At 53.3% G+C, this 16308-nt stretch carries 15 protein-coding genes; 10 read left to right on the top strand and 5 right to left on the bottom strand.

Annotation, left to right across the window (positions count from 1 at the left end; all coding sequences use genetic code 11):
• Positions 1–8 precede the first annotated feature (8 nt).
• From rpmH to ACS5NO_RS00130, 5 genes are all read left to right on the top strand, one after another.
• Entirely contained in the window at positions 9–176 is a 168-nt protein-coding gene (gene rpmH, locus ACS5NO_RS00110) for a 50S ribosomal protein L34 (protein ID WP_111628991.1), read from the top strand.
• An 83-nt stretch (positions 177–259) separates the two neighbouring features.
• Positions 260–655: a ribonuclease P protein component gene (rnpA, locus tag ACS5NO_RS00115; RefSeq protein WP_439413333.1), complete on the top strand. Its 396-nt coding sequence runs from the start codon at positions 260–262 to the stop codon at positions 653–655.
• Positions 656–772: 117 nt separating this feature from the next.
• Entirely contained in the window at positions 773–2428 is a 1656-nt protein-coding gene (locus tag ACS5NO_RS00120; protein ID WP_439413334.1) for a S41 family peptidase, read from the top strand.
• An 87-nt stretch (positions 2429–2515) separates the two neighbouring features.
• Positions 2516–3205: a tRNA (adenosine(37)-N6)-threonylcarbamoyltransferase complex dimerization subunit type 1 TsaB gene (tsaB, locus tag ACS5NO_RS00125; RefSeq protein ID WP_439413335.1), complete on the top strand. Its 690-nt coding sequence runs from the start codon at positions 2516–2518 to the stop codon at positions 3203–3205.
• 5 nt (positions 3206–3210) lie between these two features.
• Positions 3211–3729 (top strand): DUF2480 family protein, encoded by a 519-nt coding sequence (locus ACS5NO_RS00130; RefSeq protein WP_150877149.1) that lies wholly within the window; start codon positions 3211–3213, stop codon positions 3727–3729.
• A 118-nt stretch (positions 3730–3847) separates the two neighbouring features.
• On the opposite strand, the gene ACS5NO_RS00135 is transcribed toward ACS5NO_RS00130, so the two are convergent.
• The 5 genes from ACS5NO_RS00135 to ACS5NO_RS00155 all read right to left on the bottom strand — a co-directional run bounded on the left by ACS5NO_RS00135 (position 3848) and on the right by ACS5NO_RS00155 (position 8276).
• Positions 3848–4666 carry a hypothetical protein gene (locus ACS5NO_RS00135; RefSeq protein WP_439413336.1) on the bottom strand — a complete coding sequence of 273 codons (819 nt, stop codon included), beginning with the start codon at positions 4664–4666 and terminating at the stop codon, positions 3848–3850.
• A gap of 74 nt (positions 4667–4740) precedes the next feature.
• A complete protein-coding gene (rnhB, locus tag ACS5NO_RS00140; RefSeq protein ID WP_439413337.1) occupies positions 4741–5331 on the bottom strand; it encodes a ribonuclease HII in 591 nt (196 codons plus the stop codon).
• A 75-nt stretch (positions 5332–5406) separates the two neighbouring features.
• The gene (locus tag ACS5NO_RS00145; protein WP_439413338.1) at positions 5407–6417 is read right to left on the bottom strand and encodes a VWA domain-containing protein; all 1011 of its coding nucleotides are present in this window, start codon (positions 6415–6417) and stop codon (positions 5407–5409) included.
• Between the two features lie 10 nt (positions 6418–6427).
• On the bottom strand, positions 6428–7405 hold the full coding sequence (locus ACS5NO_RS00150) for a hypothetical protein (RefSeq protein WP_439413339.1): 978 nt from the start codon (positions 7403–7405) through the stop codon (positions 6428–6430).
• 4 nt (positions 7406–7409) lie between these two features.
• On the bottom strand, positions 7410–8276 hold the full coding sequence (locus tag ACS5NO_RS00155; RefSeq protein WP_138993017.1) for a DUF58 domain-containing protein: 867 nt from the start codon (positions 8274–8276) through the stop codon (positions 7410–7412).
• Positions 8277–8521: 245 nt separating this feature from the next.
• Between ACS5NO_RS00155 and ACS5NO_RS00160 the strand changes: the two genes are divergently transcribed.
• From ACS5NO_RS00160 to ACS5NO_RS00180, 5 genes are all read left to right on the top strand, one after another.
• Positions 8522–8941 carry a DUF4296 domain-containing protein gene (locus tag ACS5NO_RS00160; protein ID WP_439413340.1) on the top strand — a complete coding sequence of 140 codons (420 nt, stop codon included), beginning with the start codon at positions 8522–8524 and terminating at the stop codon, positions 8939–8941.
• Positions 8938–10260 carry a protoporphyrinogen oxidase gene (gene hemG, locus ACS5NO_RS00165; protein ID WP_439413341.1) on the top strand — a complete coding sequence of 441 codons (1323 nt, stop codon included), beginning with the start codon at positions 8938–8940 and terminating at the stop codon, positions 10258–10260. Before ACS5NO_RS00160 ends, hemG begins: the two co-directional genes overlap by 4 nt.
• Before the next feature lie 96 nt (positions 10261–10356).
• Positions 10357–11157, top strand: coding sequence for a polyprenol monophosphomannose synthase (locus ACS5NO_RS00170; RefSeq protein WP_439413342.1), 801 nt, complete (start codon positions 10357–10359; stop codon positions 11155–11157).
• 480 nt (positions 11158–11637) lie between these two features.
• The gene (locus ACS5NO_RS00175) at positions 11638–11982 is read left to right on the top strand and encodes a T9SS type A sorting domain-containing protein (protein WP_439413343.1); all 345 of its coding nucleotides are present in this window, start codon (positions 11638–11640) and stop codon (positions 11980–11982) included.
• Between the two features lie 80 nt (positions 11983–12062).
• On the top strand, positions 12063–16073 hold the full coding sequence (locus ACS5NO_RS00180; protein WP_439413344.1) for a S8 family serine peptidase: 4011 nt from the start codon (positions 12063–12065) through the stop codon (positions 16071–16073).
• Positions 16074–16308 lie beyond the last annotated feature (235 nt).

Genomic DNA, 16308 nt, shown 5'->3' on the forward strand with positions numbered 1-16308 from the left:
AGTTAGTCATGAAAAGAACGTTTCAACCTTCGAACCGTAAGCGCCGGAACAAGCACGGCTTCCGCGAGCGCATGGCATCAGCCAATGGCCGCAGAGTACTGGCCGCCCGTCGCGCAAAAGGACGTCATAAACTGACGGTTTCGGACGAGAAAAAAGGCGATCGGTTTAAAATCTAATCGTTTAAGGTTTGAAGTTTAAGGTTTAACGTTTCTGCGCAAGAAGCAGCCTTAAACGTTAAACATTAAACCTTAAACGCATTATGAAGCAAACGTTCACAAAATCCGAACGGCTTTGCAGTAAAAAAACCATCGGTCAGTTATTTCAGAAAGGTAGTGCGACCACGCGGACGTTCTACCTTTTTCCATTTCGACTCCTCTATATGGACGACCCCGAGCGGGGCAATCCAGCCGGGACTGATCCGCTGCCTGCCGTCCTGATTTCGGTCTCCAGCCGAAACTTCAAAAAAGCCGTCGACCGCAACCTCATCCGTCGCCGGGTCCGCGAAGCCTACCGCCTGAATAAGGCACTTTTGTTCGGAACCGCTGAAAAACCGAAGCAACCTCCTGCCTATATTGTCTTTTTATATACCGCCCGCGCAATAATTTCGTTTGAAGAGATAGAAAAAAGTATGAAATTAGCTTTAGCTCGTGTGTGAGTAAAACAGCCATTTCACAGAGTTTATCAGAGAAAACCAGAGGTAATCAAAGTTTTCTCTGATAAACCCTGATTTTCTCTGATTAGCTCTGAGAAACAACTCATTTTCCTTAAAGATATGCGCAAACGTCTGACTGTCGCCCTGGGAGCGGCCCTTCTGGCAGGAAGCCTGGGTTTTTATTCATTCCGCAACGACGACCGGTTTTTTGAAATCGCCCGCAACCTGGACATTTACGCGACGCTGTTCAAAGAACTGAATCTGTATTACGTCGACGAACTGAATCCGAACCGGATGGTGAAGAACAGCATCGACGCCATGCTGAAATCGCTCGACCCCTACACTAACTTCTTCGCCGAAGACGAAATTGAGGATTACATGACGATGACCACCGGGCGCTACAATGGCATCGGGGCACTCATTGGCTCGCGGCAGGGACGCAGCATTGTCATGATGATTTATGAAGGCACACCCGCCGAGAAATCCGGTTTGCAGATTGGCGATGAGATTCTCAAGGTCGATGGTGTGGACATCAAAGCCCGGCGCGAACTGGATTCCGATAAACTGCTCCGGGGGCAAACCAATACGGCGGTCAAACTGACGGTGAAACGCTTTGGAGCCAAAGATCCCATTGACCTGAACGTGACGCGCGATGTGGTCAAAATGACCAACGTGCCGTACTCCGGCATGATTTCGAGCGATGTGGGCTACATCGACCTGAAAGATTTTACCGGAACGGCATCGCGCGAGGTGCGCAATGCGTTTGTCGAACTCAAAGGCAAAGGCATGAAAAAGCTGGTGCTGGATGTGCGCGAAAATCCGGGCGGTTTGCTCAACATGGCCATCGATATTGCCAATATCTGGTTGCCGCGCGAGTCGGAAATCGTGACGACCAAAGGCAAAGTGACCGAATGGAATAAAACCTACACGGCGCTGAACCCGCCCCTGGATCTGGAAATCCCGATTGTAGTGCTGACCAACAGCCGGAGTGCCTCGGCGGCTGAAATTGTTTCGGGCGTTATTCAGGACTACGACCGGGGCGTTCTGGTGGGACAACTGACCTACGGAAAAGGGCTGGTGCAAACCACCCGCGAACTTTCGTACAACACCAAGCTGAAAATTACCACGGCCAAATACTACATTCCGAGTGGTCGCTGCATTCAGGCCATCGACTACAGCCACCGCAACCCGGACGGCAGCGTGGGCAAGATTCCGGATTCGCTGAAAACCGCCTTCAAAACCAAAGCCGGTCGCCCGGTTTACGACGGCGGTGGCGTTACGCCGGATGTGCTGGTGGAACCGACGACACCCGCCCCAATCGCCATCAGCCTGACCAACAAGGGGTTGATTTTCGATTATGCCATCAAATACCGGCACGACCACCCGACGATCAAGCCCGCCCGCGAGTTCAGCCTGACTGACGCCGAATACCAGAATTTTGTGACGTGGCTGAAAGACAAGGAATATGATTATACGACGCAGGTTGAAAAAGAGCTGGGAACGCTCGAAGCCTCGGCCAAGAAAGAAAAATCGTTCGATCAGATTCAGGATCAGCTAAAAGCGTTGCGTACGAAACTGTCGCACAGCAAGGATGTCGATCTGGTGACGTTTAAAAGCGAACTGAAAACGTTGCTGGAACAGGAAATTGTCGGTCATTATTACCTCCAGAAAGGCATGAAAGAAGTATCGTTCGCGACCGATCCGGAAATCAAAGCCGCCCTTGACCTGTTCAAAGACATGAACCGGTATCAGTCTATTTTGAAAGGAAAACCTTAAGGAGTTATGAGTTAAGAATGAAGAGTTAAATGGAATGCGTCAGCCAACTCTTCATTCTTAACTCATAACTCTTAACTTATTTTTATTGTGCTCATTCTCTCCATTGATACTTCCACCACCGTCTGTTCGGTAGCCCTTCATCGCGACGGAGCGGTTTTGGCCTGTTTCGAATTGTTTACCGAAAAATCATCGTCGGGCATGTTGACGACGCTGATTCAGAATGTGGTTCATCAGAGTGGACACCAGCTTTCTGAACTGGACGCGGTCGCCGTGGCGAAAGGGCCGGGGTCCTACACCGGTTTGCGGATTGGCGTTTCGACGGCCAAAGGGCTGTGTTTCGCGCTCGATAAACCGCTGCTGGCAATCAACACGCTTGAAGCGATGGCGTGGCAGGTGAACGGTTTTTATCCTGCGTCTTACGCCCTTTGCCCGTTGCTCGACGCCCGGCGGATGGAAGTCTACTGTGCGGTTTATGATTCGGAAGGCCGTGAAAAGGTGCCGACCTCAGCGCAAATCATTGATGAACAATCGTTCGCGGACTTACTGGCGCAACAGCCCGTCGTGTTTTTCGGGAATGGTGCGGCCAAATGCCGGGCGGTTTTGGCGCATCAACCGAATGCGGTTTTTACCGAACAGCTCATTCATCCCTCGGCCCGAACGGTGGGCCAACTGGCCGCTCTGGCGTATCGGGAAGGCCGGTTTGAAAGTGTCGCTGATTTTGAGCCTTACTACTTAAAAGATTTTGTGGGAACCAAGCCGAAGAAACTGGTTGTTTAGCGGGTATGGAAACGGAACTGATTGTCAACCGGGTCGCCAAAAGCGGCCTGGTATCCCTGGATTTGGAAGATTATTACCACCCCGGCGAGCGGATTGTCTACGACTTGAAGGGCAACCTGTTTATGGGGCTGATTCTCAAGGAGAAAGATTTCCGTGAATTCCTGAAAACCCACGACTGGAGCCAATACGCTGATAAAAATGTGGCCGTCACCTGCACCGAAGACGCCATCGTTCCGACCTGGGCGTTCATGCTCCTGACGATTCACCTGGAACCCTACGCCCACACCGTGGTGTTTGGTTCGCTGCAGGACCTGGAAGAAAAACTCTATTTCGACGCCATTGCCCGCATCAACATCGAAGACTACCGCGACACCCGCGTGGTGGTGAAAGGCTGCAGCAAAGTTCCGGTGCCGACCGCGGCTTACGTCGAAATCACCCGTCGGCTGCGCCCCGTTGCCCAAAGCATCATGTTCGGCGAACCGTGCAGCACCGTGCCACTGTACAAGCGCCCGAAGCAGGGGTAATGGTTTACGGTTTTCAGTATACGGTTTTCGGTGGCTGACGCATGCTTCCTGGCGGATTTGCAACTGCGTTAGCTGTCATGCGTCAGCCACCGAAAACAGAAAACCGTATACTGAAAACCTATTCGTTATAAATAAACTCCTCTTTCCGGCCATCGGCATATATCATCCGGGCGGGATAGCCGTCGGGGCGGTATTCGTATTTCCATTGTTCGTCGGTGCTGATTAACGAAACCAGGTTGATCGACTTTTGCCGGACAATGTTGTTGGGACTCATGTACCAGCTAATCTCGGAGTTCAGGCGGACCGTGCGATAGGGATTTGGCGCAGTATCGTATTCGTAGGTTGTGCTGACATTGGGCCGGGCATTATCGGAAACGTTTGTATATAGCTCCTCCATCGTTACGTTTCCCCGGTTATCGTACTGGAATACGGTGTACGAAGCCAGCTTTCCATCGCTCGTGTAAGTGTTTTTCCGCGTGATTCGATTCCCGTAGGCATACTCAAATGTAGTGGAGGAGCGATACTCGGTTTTCGTATCAGTCTGGGTATAGTTTTGTCGTTTGCGGATGGTCGTGTCGGGATTGAAAACCGTATCATCGTAGGAATAGATTTTCAGGGGTTGTCCCGATTGAATGCTGCTCGACCAGGGCGGATTGGTAAAATGCTGTTCCACGCGAAGCGTATTTCCGTCTGTCCACCGGTAAACCTGTTTGCTGTCCACCGTGCCGTTTGTGTTTGCCGAAATGACCTCGCGGAGCAGGTTGTTCTCGTCGTAGTCGTAGCGGGTGGATCGAAACGAAGCCGGATTCGCCGGATTTCCGTAGTAATCTGTTCGAATCAAACGAAAGGAGGAGCCTCTCGCGAGAATCGCGTCGTCATTCTTTCGGTTGCAGGCCGTTACCAGAAGGAGCAGAAACAGCAGGTTCAGAATTTTCATAAAGGGTTGGAAGAAAAGCAGATACCGATAGGATTCCCGTTTACGGAAAATCGTTGTAATCGGCGATGGAATTTCTACACCAGCCGAAAACTCATCCGGTGCCACTTACACGGCCCGAACTCCTGAATCGCCCGGCGGTGGTAGGGTGTCGGGTAGCCCACGTTCCGCTCCCAGCCGTAGTGCGGAAACTCAACGGCCAGCTTTTCCATCAACTCATCCCGGTAGGTTTTGGCCAGGACCGACGCGGCCGCAATCGATAGAAACTTGGTGTCGCCTTTGACAATGCAGGTGTGCGGAATCATCGGGTAGTTCACAAACCGGTTGCCGTCGACCAGCAAATGATCCGGTTTGACACCACCAATCTGACTCATGATCGAGTCCAGTGCCTGATGCATCGCCAGAAAGCTGGCTTTCAGGATGTTAATCCGGTCGATTTCCTCGTTCGACACCTCCGCAACGGCCCAGGCCAAAGCGTCGCGCTGCAATTCTGTCCGCAGTTGCTCGCGCTGAAAACGGCTTAGTTGCTTTGAGTCAGTCAGAATAGGATGGGTGTAGTTTTTCGGCAAAATAACCGCAGCCGCCACCACCGGCCCCGCCAGACACCCCCGCCCGACCTCATCCAACCCCGCTTCAATGTAGTTTTCGTTGTAGTAAGAAAGTAGCATACAAGATGTGAGAGGATAGAGGTGAGACAAGCGACAACAACGGCAAAACGGTCATTACTCTCTTGTCTAACATCTTTAATCTTCCAGTATATTTCCAAAAATCGTGTTCTTCAGGAACAGCGTCAGCAACAGGAACACGATGGCCCAGTATAGATAAACGCGGTAAAAATCTTTGACATCCTTGTAAATCACGGTTTTAACCGGCGCTTTTTCCAGTCGGTCGATTTCGTTGAAAACCGCCTGGAGACGCAGGGCATCACCCGCCCGGAAAAAACTGCCGCTCCCGATGTTGGCAATGGTGGTCAAAATGCCTTCATCCACCGTCACCGTCGTCAGGTTGCTCGACACACTCGGCAGTGGCGGGCGACCAATGGCCACCGTATAAATCCGGATGTTGAACGCTTTCGCCAGCCGCGCCACCGTCACCGGGTCGAGGTTACCCGCCGTATTGTCGCCGTCGCTGAGCAGAATGGTCACCTTGCTTTTAACCTTCGATTCGCGCATCCGGTTGATGCAAACCGCCAGGGCACTGCCGATGGCCGTGCCGGACGTTTTGATCATGCTGTCGTCCAGGTCGTCCAGGTAGCCGTTCAGGAGGTCGTGGTCAGTCGTCAACGGGCAGAGTGAATAGGCTTCACCGGCAAAAATAACCAGCCCGATCCGGTCGTTCCGGCGGCTTTTGACGAAGCTGCGCGCCACGCGCTTGGCGGCTTCCAGTCGGTTGGGTTTCAGGTCGGTTTCGGCCATCGACGACGAAATATCAATGGCGAGCATCAAATCAATTCCTTCAGCCACCCGCTCGGTTTCTTCGCGAATGATCTGGGGCCGGGCGAGTGCCATCAGCAGAAACGTGGTGGCAATAAACAGACTGAGGGGTACTAAATGCCGCAGACTACCCACCAGCGAAGGCTGGAGTTCGGTCTGGTTCAGGGCCACATTCAGCCGTTGCCGCGATGGACTGGACAACAACGATCGCAAGCCAAAGAGCAGGAGAATGGCCGGAATAGCGTACAAATAAATCGGTTGCGCCCAGATAAACTGGCGCAGTTGCGAAATTGTAAACCATTGATACGAAAACCATTCCATAGGCAACTGTTCAAATAGGCACTTCCTGATTTACTTCCTCCATCCGAACGCTGCTCCGGCGGTAGGCCGTATCCGCCACCTCGTTCAGAATCCGGAGGGACTGCTGCGTCTGGTCCGAGTAGACACTTCCATAAATCACGCCGTCGATTTCTTTCAGCGCGTCGGCCAGCCGGTTATCCTGCACCGATTCAACAATTTCGCGGGTCGTCAGCGATGTATATGGTTTTCGCTCCAACCGTTCCATATATTGTTTCCAGATCACCACGGCCCGTCCGGCGTCTTCGTGGGCGGTTTCGGGGCCAATGCCGCGCGTCAGGCGGTTGAAGGCCCGTTGAAAGTCCAGGTATTGTCGATACAACTGATACCGCCGGATGCGCGTTCGGATGGTTCGTCCAAAAAACAGAAACAGAATCCCCGCCAGCAGGCATAACCCCGCCACAATCGTCATCAGCAACGGATAATTCATCTGCTGCCGAAGCGATACGACGGTGGTATTGGTCGACAGCCGGAGCGTGTCGGGGCGCATCGTCTGAATGCGTTCCCGCAGCCGGATCGTATCGACATTGGACAAAACAACAGTGCAGTCGGTGGGCGTGCGCAGCAGAAACACCGGCACTTTTAACGTCTGGGTCGGGCTCGTTTCGAACGATACGAGCGTATACACCGAACTGTCGAGGCTGCCTTTGGCATCGGTTTTGGTCGAAAAAATAGAAATATCGCGCACCAGAAACGGAGCAAAATGCCGGGCTGTATCCGGAAAGAGCACATCGACTCGGGACCGGTGGCGAATGCTCAGGGAATACTGGAACGGTTTGCCAATTTCAATCGTGTCGGTGAGGAAAACGCCTTTGGGGGGCTGGGCGGGTGAGGGAGTTAAGAATGAAGAGTTAAGAGTTAAGAATAAATAATGAATAGCGAATAGCGAATAACGAATAGCGAGCCACCGGCTAAAATCCATTCTAATCTGTTGAATCCGTTTTCCTATCATCAGTTCAACGGGTTTTTCGGACTCGGAACAACTCAATCAATTGCGGAACGTAATCTGCCTGCGAATCGAGGGCCACGTAATTGGCGTTATATTGTTTACAAAACCGCTCCAACTGCTGCTGGCTCTGCCGGAAGGTCTGTTTGATGCCATTCCGGAAGCCCGAAGAGGAGGTATTGACCCAAACTGTTCGGCGGCTTTCCGTGTCATAGACCGGGATGATGCCCAGCCGGGGCAGGCTGGTTTCCCGCTGGTCGTACATGTGAATCACCACCAGATCATGTTTTCGGGCGAGGGCTTTCAGGCTGTGTTCGTAGCCGGAATCGATAAAATCCGACACCAGAAAAACCACACTCCGGCGTTTCAGCACGTTGAGTGTAAACAGCAGCGCATCGGTCAGGCTGGTTCGGACGGACTCCGGTTTTAGCTTGAACAAGTTGACAATCAATTGATAACCGTGTTTCATGCTGTTCGACGGTTTCAGGTATTTTTCCTTTTGATCCGAAAAACAATACATGCCCACGTGACTGGCTTCTTTGATGGCCGACAATGCCAGAACGCCACACACTTCGCGGGTTGTGTCGAGTTTGGAGCGGGTGGTAGTGCCAATTTCCTGCGACGCGCTGACATCGATGAGGAAAAAAACCGTCTGGTCTTTTTCTTCCCGGAAGATTTTCACGAATGTTCCGTGGCCTTTCGATGACACGTTCCAGTCGATTGCCCGCACGTCGTCGCCGTACTGATACGTCCGCAAATCGCTGAACTCCAGTCCGGAACCTTTGAAAATGGATCGAAAATTCCCGCGCATCTGCGAATTGACGGCTTTCCGAATCCGAATTTCAAACTGATATAGTCTTGCCAAAAACTCGTGCATGGTATTTTTTCGGCTCAACGCGGCTGAAAATCCCGTGAAAAAGAATTCCGCCAAGAATAGCTGCGTTGAACAGCGTGTTACTAAGAACAGGATTCCCGACATTTGCATAACTTTCCATATCCCTAAATTCCCTTCAGGGGATTTTATGAATCTGGATACTTCGGTGTCCAAGTCCCCTTTAGGGCCGGGCCGTCGTTACGGATTTAGGGGCTATTCAAATGCCAGCTTTGACAAAAATAACGAAAATGAACGCGCAACTGTGCAGCCAATTCCGAATAGGCCTGCTGTTCCTGCTTCTGGCTCTGTCGCAGGCCTGCCAAACGCCCGTGGCAGAAGCACCCGAAAACCTGATTCCGGACACAAAGATGGCGCAGATTCTGACCGAAATCCATTTGGCTGAAGCCCGGGTTACTAAACTGAACCGGATTTCGCAGGATAGCAACACGCTGATTTACAAGCATCTCGAAAAACAGATTTTTCGAAAATACCAGGTCGATACGGCCGCTTATTCGAAGAGTTACACCTATTACTCATCGGACCCGGAACAGTTGGCCGAAATTTATAAAAAGGTGACGGAAGCGTTGGAACGGCGCAAAAAAACGACGGATACCAGCAGCGCGAAAAAAAGCAAGCTGCCGACCCGACTGAAAAATTTAACGAAATGATTGCCATCATTGGAGCAGGTATCTCGGGCCTGACGCTGGCGTATGACCTTCAGCAACGCCAGATACCGTATCGGTTATTCGATCGCGGGCGTGAACCGGGCGGACTCATGCAGTCCCGGCGCGACGGACCATATCTGATCGAACGCGGACCAAATTCGCTACTGGGTGATGCGGCTTTGCTGGCCTGGCTCGATCAATTGGGGCTGACGCCGGACATTCGGTTTGCCAAACCGGTGAGTAAATCACGGTATATTTACCGGAACGGAGCCTATCGCAAACTGCCCGCGGGGCCGTTGTCGCTGCTTTTCTCGTCGTTCTTCAGCTGGGAAACCAAAAAGGCATTCTGGCGGGAGCGTTCCAACCCGACGGTTTCGCCCCCGGGTGAAACCTTGAGTGCTTTTTTTCGCCGGCGGTTTTCGCAGGAAGTGGTCGATTATGCGCTGGCGCCGTTCGTGGCTGGTGTCTACGCCGGTGATCCGGATCAGTTGCTGGTTTCGGAAACCTATCCGATGCTGCTGGAATACGAAAAACAGTATGGTTCGGTGCTCAAAGGCTTCATCAAAAAGGCGGGTTCGGCGGAGCGTCGGCAGTCGTTCAGTTTCCGCGAGGGATTGCAAACGCTGCCCAATGCCCTGGCGGCCCAACTTACGGCCCTCAACCTGAACGATTCGGTAAACCGCCTGACCAAAACCGCAACCGGCTGGCTGCTCGAAGCTCAAAGTGGGAGCTATGCCGCCAATGCTATCGTGCTGGCCTGTGACACAGCCGCTTCGGCTCACCTGCTCGAGGCAACCTGGCCGGAGGTGGCCAACCGGCTCCGGCAGATCACCTATCCGCCCATGACCGCCGTTCATTCGGTTTATAAACGCGCCGATGTTACCCACCCGCTCGACGGTTTTGGCGGTCTGAATCCGCGGGTCGAAAACCAGTTTGCGGCTGGCCACATCTGGAGCAGTTCGGTTTTTGACGACCGCTGCCCGGCGGACGAAGTGTTGTTTACCAGTTTGGTGGGCGGACAGCAGGGCGCAGAAAACACCCAACACCCGGACGAGGTCATCCGGCAGCGGGTGCATCGCGAACTCGTTCAGGCGTTTGGCATTCGGGCCGAAGCGCCGGTGCGGCAGTGGCTCACGCGCTGGGAACGGGCTATTCCGCAGTATGACGCCCGGATGGTGCCGGTTCGGGAACAGACGCCGACGCTGGAAACGGACGGTTTGTTTGTGTGCGCCAACTGGTATGAGGGGCCGAGTCTGTCTGACTGCATCCGGAAAGCAAAAACGTTGGGTGCGCGACTGGCCGGGTTGGAAATCGCTGAGTAATACCCGGTTTTTAACAAATTTTAAGGGAAGCAGTACCTGATTCCGGTATTTTTTTTTGTTATTTTATGAGTAACATACTCTAACCTGACTGTTGCCTTGAAAGAATGCTTGGTGGTCATTCCGACCTATAACGAAATTGAAAACATCGAACTCATCATTCGGAAGGTCATGAGTCTGCCGACGCCTTTCGATGTGCTGATTGTCGATGATGGATCACCGGATGGCACGGCCCGGCGGGTGAAAGAATTGCAGCAGGAATACGGCGCCGACGGGTTGCCGTGGCGGCTTCATTTGATGGAACGGAAAGGCAAGCTGGGCCTGGGAACGGCCTACATCACCGGTTTTCGCTGGGCCCTGGAGCAGGGTTACCGGTATATTTGCGAAATGGATGCCGATTTCTCGCATAACCCTGACGATCTGGCGCGGCTCTACGAAGCCTGTGTCGACACCGGCAACGACGTGGCCATTGGCTCCCGATACATCACGGGCGTCAATGTGGTAAACTGGCCGATGGGGCGCGTTTTGATGTCGTACTTTGCCGGGATTTACGTTCGCTTCATCACCGGTATGTCGGTCATGGACCCCACCGCCGGATTCATCTGCTACAGCCGGGATGTACTGAAAACCGTCCTGCAAAATAATATTCGGTTTGTTGGTTACGCGTTCCAGATCGAGATGAAGTTTCTGGCCTGGAAATACGGGTATTGCATCACCGAAGTGCCGATTATCTTCACCGATCGAACCCGGGGAGCCTCCAAAATGTCGAGCGGGATTTTCAAAGAAGCCGTATTTGGCGTTTTGCAAATGAAAATTGCCAGCTTTTTCCGGCAGTATATTCCCCCGCCGAAGCAATCAAAACCGGTTCTGGCTGAGCCGGAAACCACAGAAGCGGTGTAGGATCAACCTACACCGCTTTTTTTTGCGTTTGTCTTTCAAACAAAGGCTGATAGAATGGTAGAGTCATGTTGTATTATTCTGCGGTATTGTGTTTACTATTCAATACACTCCGTTTCTATCCTATAAGGCTAAAACGTCCGTTCCAGTGCCGTTTACGGCACTTTGAAAATAGCTTTGTGACGGTAAAACCTCGATTTATCTCCAGTTCGTGAAAAATAAAATTGTATTATATAAAGAATTTTTGAATTTTTCAATTATTTCTGATACTTGAGCAAGCGGCTTACCTGAAAATTAAATGAATCCGTTTTGTATGGAAGCCAAATAATATTTGGTACGTATAAATACAATTGCAATAAGCTGTTGAAATTAAAATTGCACTGAAAACCAGTGCTTTAAATGGGTAGAACTTTATATCATCTTTTAATAGTTACTTTGTTGAATAGTTCGAAAAAAGGTTTTCCACTGTAAACAAATAGAAAGATGAACACCACACTGAAAGCTTCGTTGATGGCCCTTGGGATGGGCTTTATTATGATTTGCGTAGTTGACGCCGTTACCCCTAAATCACTGCTTGGTTCGTTAATGGGCCAATCTGGTCCGCAGGCGAATGTAACCGTCGTTGTCAATAGAGTTGATGATCAGCCGATTACGGTTCGGTTGTCAAAATTGAACGGCGAAGTGATTGCCAGCGAGCAATTGGGAGAAGGAAACACGGTTCATTTCGGTTTGAAAGATGCCGTAAACGGTACCTACCGGGTTGAAGTTTCCAACGCGACTACTAAAAAGGTAAAAGACGTAGTTCTGTCTGCCCAGAAGGCGGTTTAATACTAAACGGATTAAAAATCCGTTCTGATTACATGCTAAGCCCAACAGTTTTAATAACTTGTTGGGCTTAGCATTTTTTTATGGCTTCACGTTTCCGATTTCTGTGGATTGGCTTGCTGGTGGGGATGGCGCTTGGAGCCAGTGCTCAAAAACCGCTTTACAACCGGCAACAGCGGTCAATTCTCAACCAGCTCAGTCAGGGTTTGCAGCAAAACCGTCGTCCGGCGTACCTCCGGGCCGTAGAAATCGCTCAGAAACAGAAGATTCCGCTGCGTCAGGAACGCTCAGACGGAACGATTCTTCTCCTCCACGGCGTCGATGAACACCATAATCTGCTCTTCAAGGCTACCACCAGTGCCACCCGGGCGGGTAATACGACCCGTACTTCATCGCTGTATACGGGCGGTTCGCTCGGTCTGAACCTGTCGGGCAATAGCGCGGCTGTGCGCGACAAACTGGGCATCTGGGATGGCGGCAAAGTGCGCTCGACCCACGCGGAACTGACCGGACGGATAACGCAGGTGGACAGCAGCGGGGTCATCAGCAATCACCCGACCCACGTGGCTGGCATCATGATCGGTGCCGGGGTAAACGAACGGGCGCGGGGAATGGCTTTCGGGGCCAATCTGAAAGCGTATGACTTCAGCAATGATGACGCCGAAATCGCTGCGGCTGCGGCTGATTTGCTGCTTTCCAACCATTCATACAACATTCAGGCCGGTTGGGTTTTTAATGCCGACCGCGCGGGTGACGTCAAATGGGAATGGTGGGGCGATACGACGGTCAATGCGTTAGAGGATTACAAATTCGGGATTTACAACAGCGGTGCCCGCGATCTGGACCGCATCGCCGTGGCGGCTCCGTATTATCTGCTGGTGAAATCGGCGGGAAATACGCACGGGCAGAATGGCCCGGGAGCCAACGAACCCTACTGGCTCGTCAACCGGAATGCCGCCAGCCGCACTCCCCGCAACAACCAGACCGGCTACGACCAGATTTCGACGGATTGCAACGCCAAAAATATTCTGTCGGTGGGAGCCGTCAGCAGCATTGCCACCGAATATGCCCAACCCTCGGACGTCCGGCTGGCGGGTTTCAGCTCCTGGGGGCCGACCGACGACGGGCGCATTAAACCGGATCTGGTGGGCGTGGGCGTCAGCGTGCTGGCTGCCGGGTCGGCCAATGACAATGCCTACGCCACACTTTCCGGTACGTCGATGGCGGCACCCAATGTGTCGGGGTCGCTGCTGTTGTTGCAGGAGCAATACGCTCAATCGCACAGTGGACAGCTCATGCGAGCGTCGACGCTGAAAGGGCTGGCGTTGCACACCGCCAACGAAGCCGGTGACGCGCCCGGCCCCGACTACCGGTTTGGCTGGGGGCTGCTCAACGTGGAAAAAGCCGCGCGCGTTATTGCCAATACCGACAAAAGTCATTTGCTGGAAGAGCGAACGCTGAATCAGGGCGAACGCCAAACCGTGCAGATCGTAGCCTCGGGGCGAGGGCCGCTGGTGGTCACGATTTGCTGGACCGATCCGGCCGGAACGAGTCTGGGCGCTTCAGTCGCGAATTTCAATAACCGCAGTCCGCGACTGGTCAACGACCTGGACATTCGGGTGGCGGATGGTTCGCAGACACTGTTACCCTGGGTGCTCGATCCGGCGAATCCGGCGAATCCGGCCACGCGGGGTGATAACCTTCGGGACAATGTGGAGCAGATTCTGATTGCTGACGCCATTCCCGGAAAGACCTACACGCTCACTATTTCGCACAAAAACAGTCTGTTGAACGGCCGGCAAGATTTCGGTCTGATCGTCAGTGCAACCGGCGGGAAAGCGTATTGTGCTTCGGCGGCTGCTTCGGCGGGTGCGGCCAACATCGACCGCGTTCGCTTCGGCACCATCGACCAGGCCGGGCGCGACGGCTGCCAGTCGTATTCTGATTTCACGAGTGTGATTACCAACGTTTCTATCGGTCAGCAACTGCCGCTGAACGTGACCCTCGGCAGTTGTGGCGAAAACCGGCAGACCGTTACCAGAGCGTTCATTGACTGGAATCTAGACGGTGATTTTGATGACACGGACGAACTGGTCGCCACCTCGGGTGTGCTGACGACTCCGGCAACCTTTTCGACAACCGTAACGGTGCCGGGCGGTTTGGTCGAAGGGCAATCTACGCGCCTGCGGATTGTGACGGTCGAAACGAGTGATGCCAGCGCCGTGCAGGCCTGTGGAAATTATTCCAACGGCGAAACCCAGGATTATCTGGTGCGCTTCGTTCGTCCGCAAAGCGATGTCGGGATTAGTGCGCTGGTGTCGCCCCAGAACGGTTTTTGCAGTCAGTCCGAGATTCAGGTAGCCGTAACGGTTCGGAATTATGGCTCTACCGAGCAACGGAACATTCCGGTGACGGTTCAGATTCTGGCCCCGTTTGGTGGTGCTGTTGCCAACCTGAGCGACACGCTGAAAGTGACGTTGGGGCCGTCGCAGGAAGCCCGGTTGGTTTTGCGCGGCCCGGCGGAATTCAGAACCGCAACCGCCTATCGCTTCACGGTTCAGACGCGTTTGCCAACGGATCAAAATGCGGTAAACGACCAACTGGTAAGCATTCTGACGACTGCGGCAGCCCTCACCGATCAGGGCAGTTTTTCGGTTTCGGCTTGTGACAACAGTGCTGTTTCACTCCGAAATACCGGCAGTGGCACGGCTTTCTGGTACGATGCTCCGACGGGTGGTAACCTGATCGGCGCGGGTAATCAGGCAACGGCACTCAGCCAACCAGCCAGCGGTATTTACTATGCGGCACTCAACCAATTTACCGGTACGTTCGGCCCGGCGACCAAACAGGCGTTTGGCGGAGGAACGTATTCGGGGAATTTTGGCCCACAACCGGTGATTTCGACGCAGGTTCCGATCATTCTGGAAAGTGCCCGGCTGTATATCGGCAGCGCAGGACGGATTACGTTTACGGTTCAGAAACCGGATGGCGCCTTCGTTTCCAGCGTAACGCTCGACGTAACGCCTACGCGAAGCCCCAACACGCCCGTCGGAACGCCCCCATCGGGACAGCAATCGGACGACCCCACCGATCCGGGTGCCGACTATCTGCTCAATCTGTCGATTCCCGAACCGGGCAACTACACGATTGGTATTGCCTACGAAGACGGTGCTACCATTTTTCGGAGTAATGTCGGCGTAACGGGTTTTCCATTCCAGATTCCCGGTGTCATCAGTCTAAAAGGATCGCTGTTCAACGGGGACACGCTGACGAATGCCTATTATTACCTCTACAACCTGCGGGTGAAAGCAACGGGTTGTCCGGCATCGGAGCGCGTAGCCGTGACGCCGAAACCGGGTTCTGCGGTGGTGGCGGTGGTAACGCCCGATGGCGCAACGGACATTTGCCGGGGCAGTTCGGTGGTGTTGCGGGCGCAGAATGTGGCCGGATATGCCTATCAATGGTTGTTGAACGGACAGGTGATTTCGGCGGCTACCTCCGCTACGCTGTCGGTGGCTTCTGCCGGTTCCTACAGCGTCCGGGTGTCGGGCGAGTGCCCCACGGCGACCTCGGCGGCTGTGGTCGTTACGGTCAAAGATCCACAGGCCCCGGTGATTACCCGCGATGGCTACACCCTGCGATCCAACGCAACGACGGGCAACCAGTGGTTGTTGAACGGCGTTCCGATTGCGGGGGCCACGCAGCAGTCCTACACGGCCACGCAATCGGGGCGGTATTCGGTGCGCGCCAACGCCAACGGCTGTGCGGAACTGGTTTCGGCAGAAATCACGCTGGATGTCATTACGTCGGTAAATCCGCCCGTCAGTTCTGGAGTCAGCCTGCGGATTTCGCCGAATCCGGCTTCCCGGCAGGTGACGGTTGCGTTTGTGCCGGAATCGGTCAAGAGCCGGACGTACCGGTTTACGCTGGTGGATGTCCGCGGCATCGCCCTTCGCTCGGCGCTCCTCACCCGAACCGCTACCGATTACTCCGCAAACATCGACGTGTCTACCTTGTCGCCGGGCCTGTTTTTTGTATTGATTCAGGATGAAGACGGGCAAACCGTTCGGCGCAGTAAATTGCTAAAAGAGTGATTGAGTGGGTTACTGATTTTAACGCGAAATATGAGGTTTACTGATTGATTATGAGTTGGTTAAGTGCCATAGGTACGATATGTTTCCGGGTCGCCGGTGCGATAGCAAAAGGAATCACCCGGTCCGCTACGCGTCCAATAGTCTCATAGTTCGCGTTGATTTTAGTATCCGGTTGATAGTAAGTGTATCAAGAGAGCGGTTTTTCCCCGGATCACTTCATTTTTCATTCTTTCGG

Origin of the sequence: Larkinella fluvii, assembly GCF_051857545.1 — a bacterium.
Taxonomy (GTDB): Bacteria; Bacteroidota; Bacteroidia; order Cytophagales; family Spirosomataceae; genus Larkinella.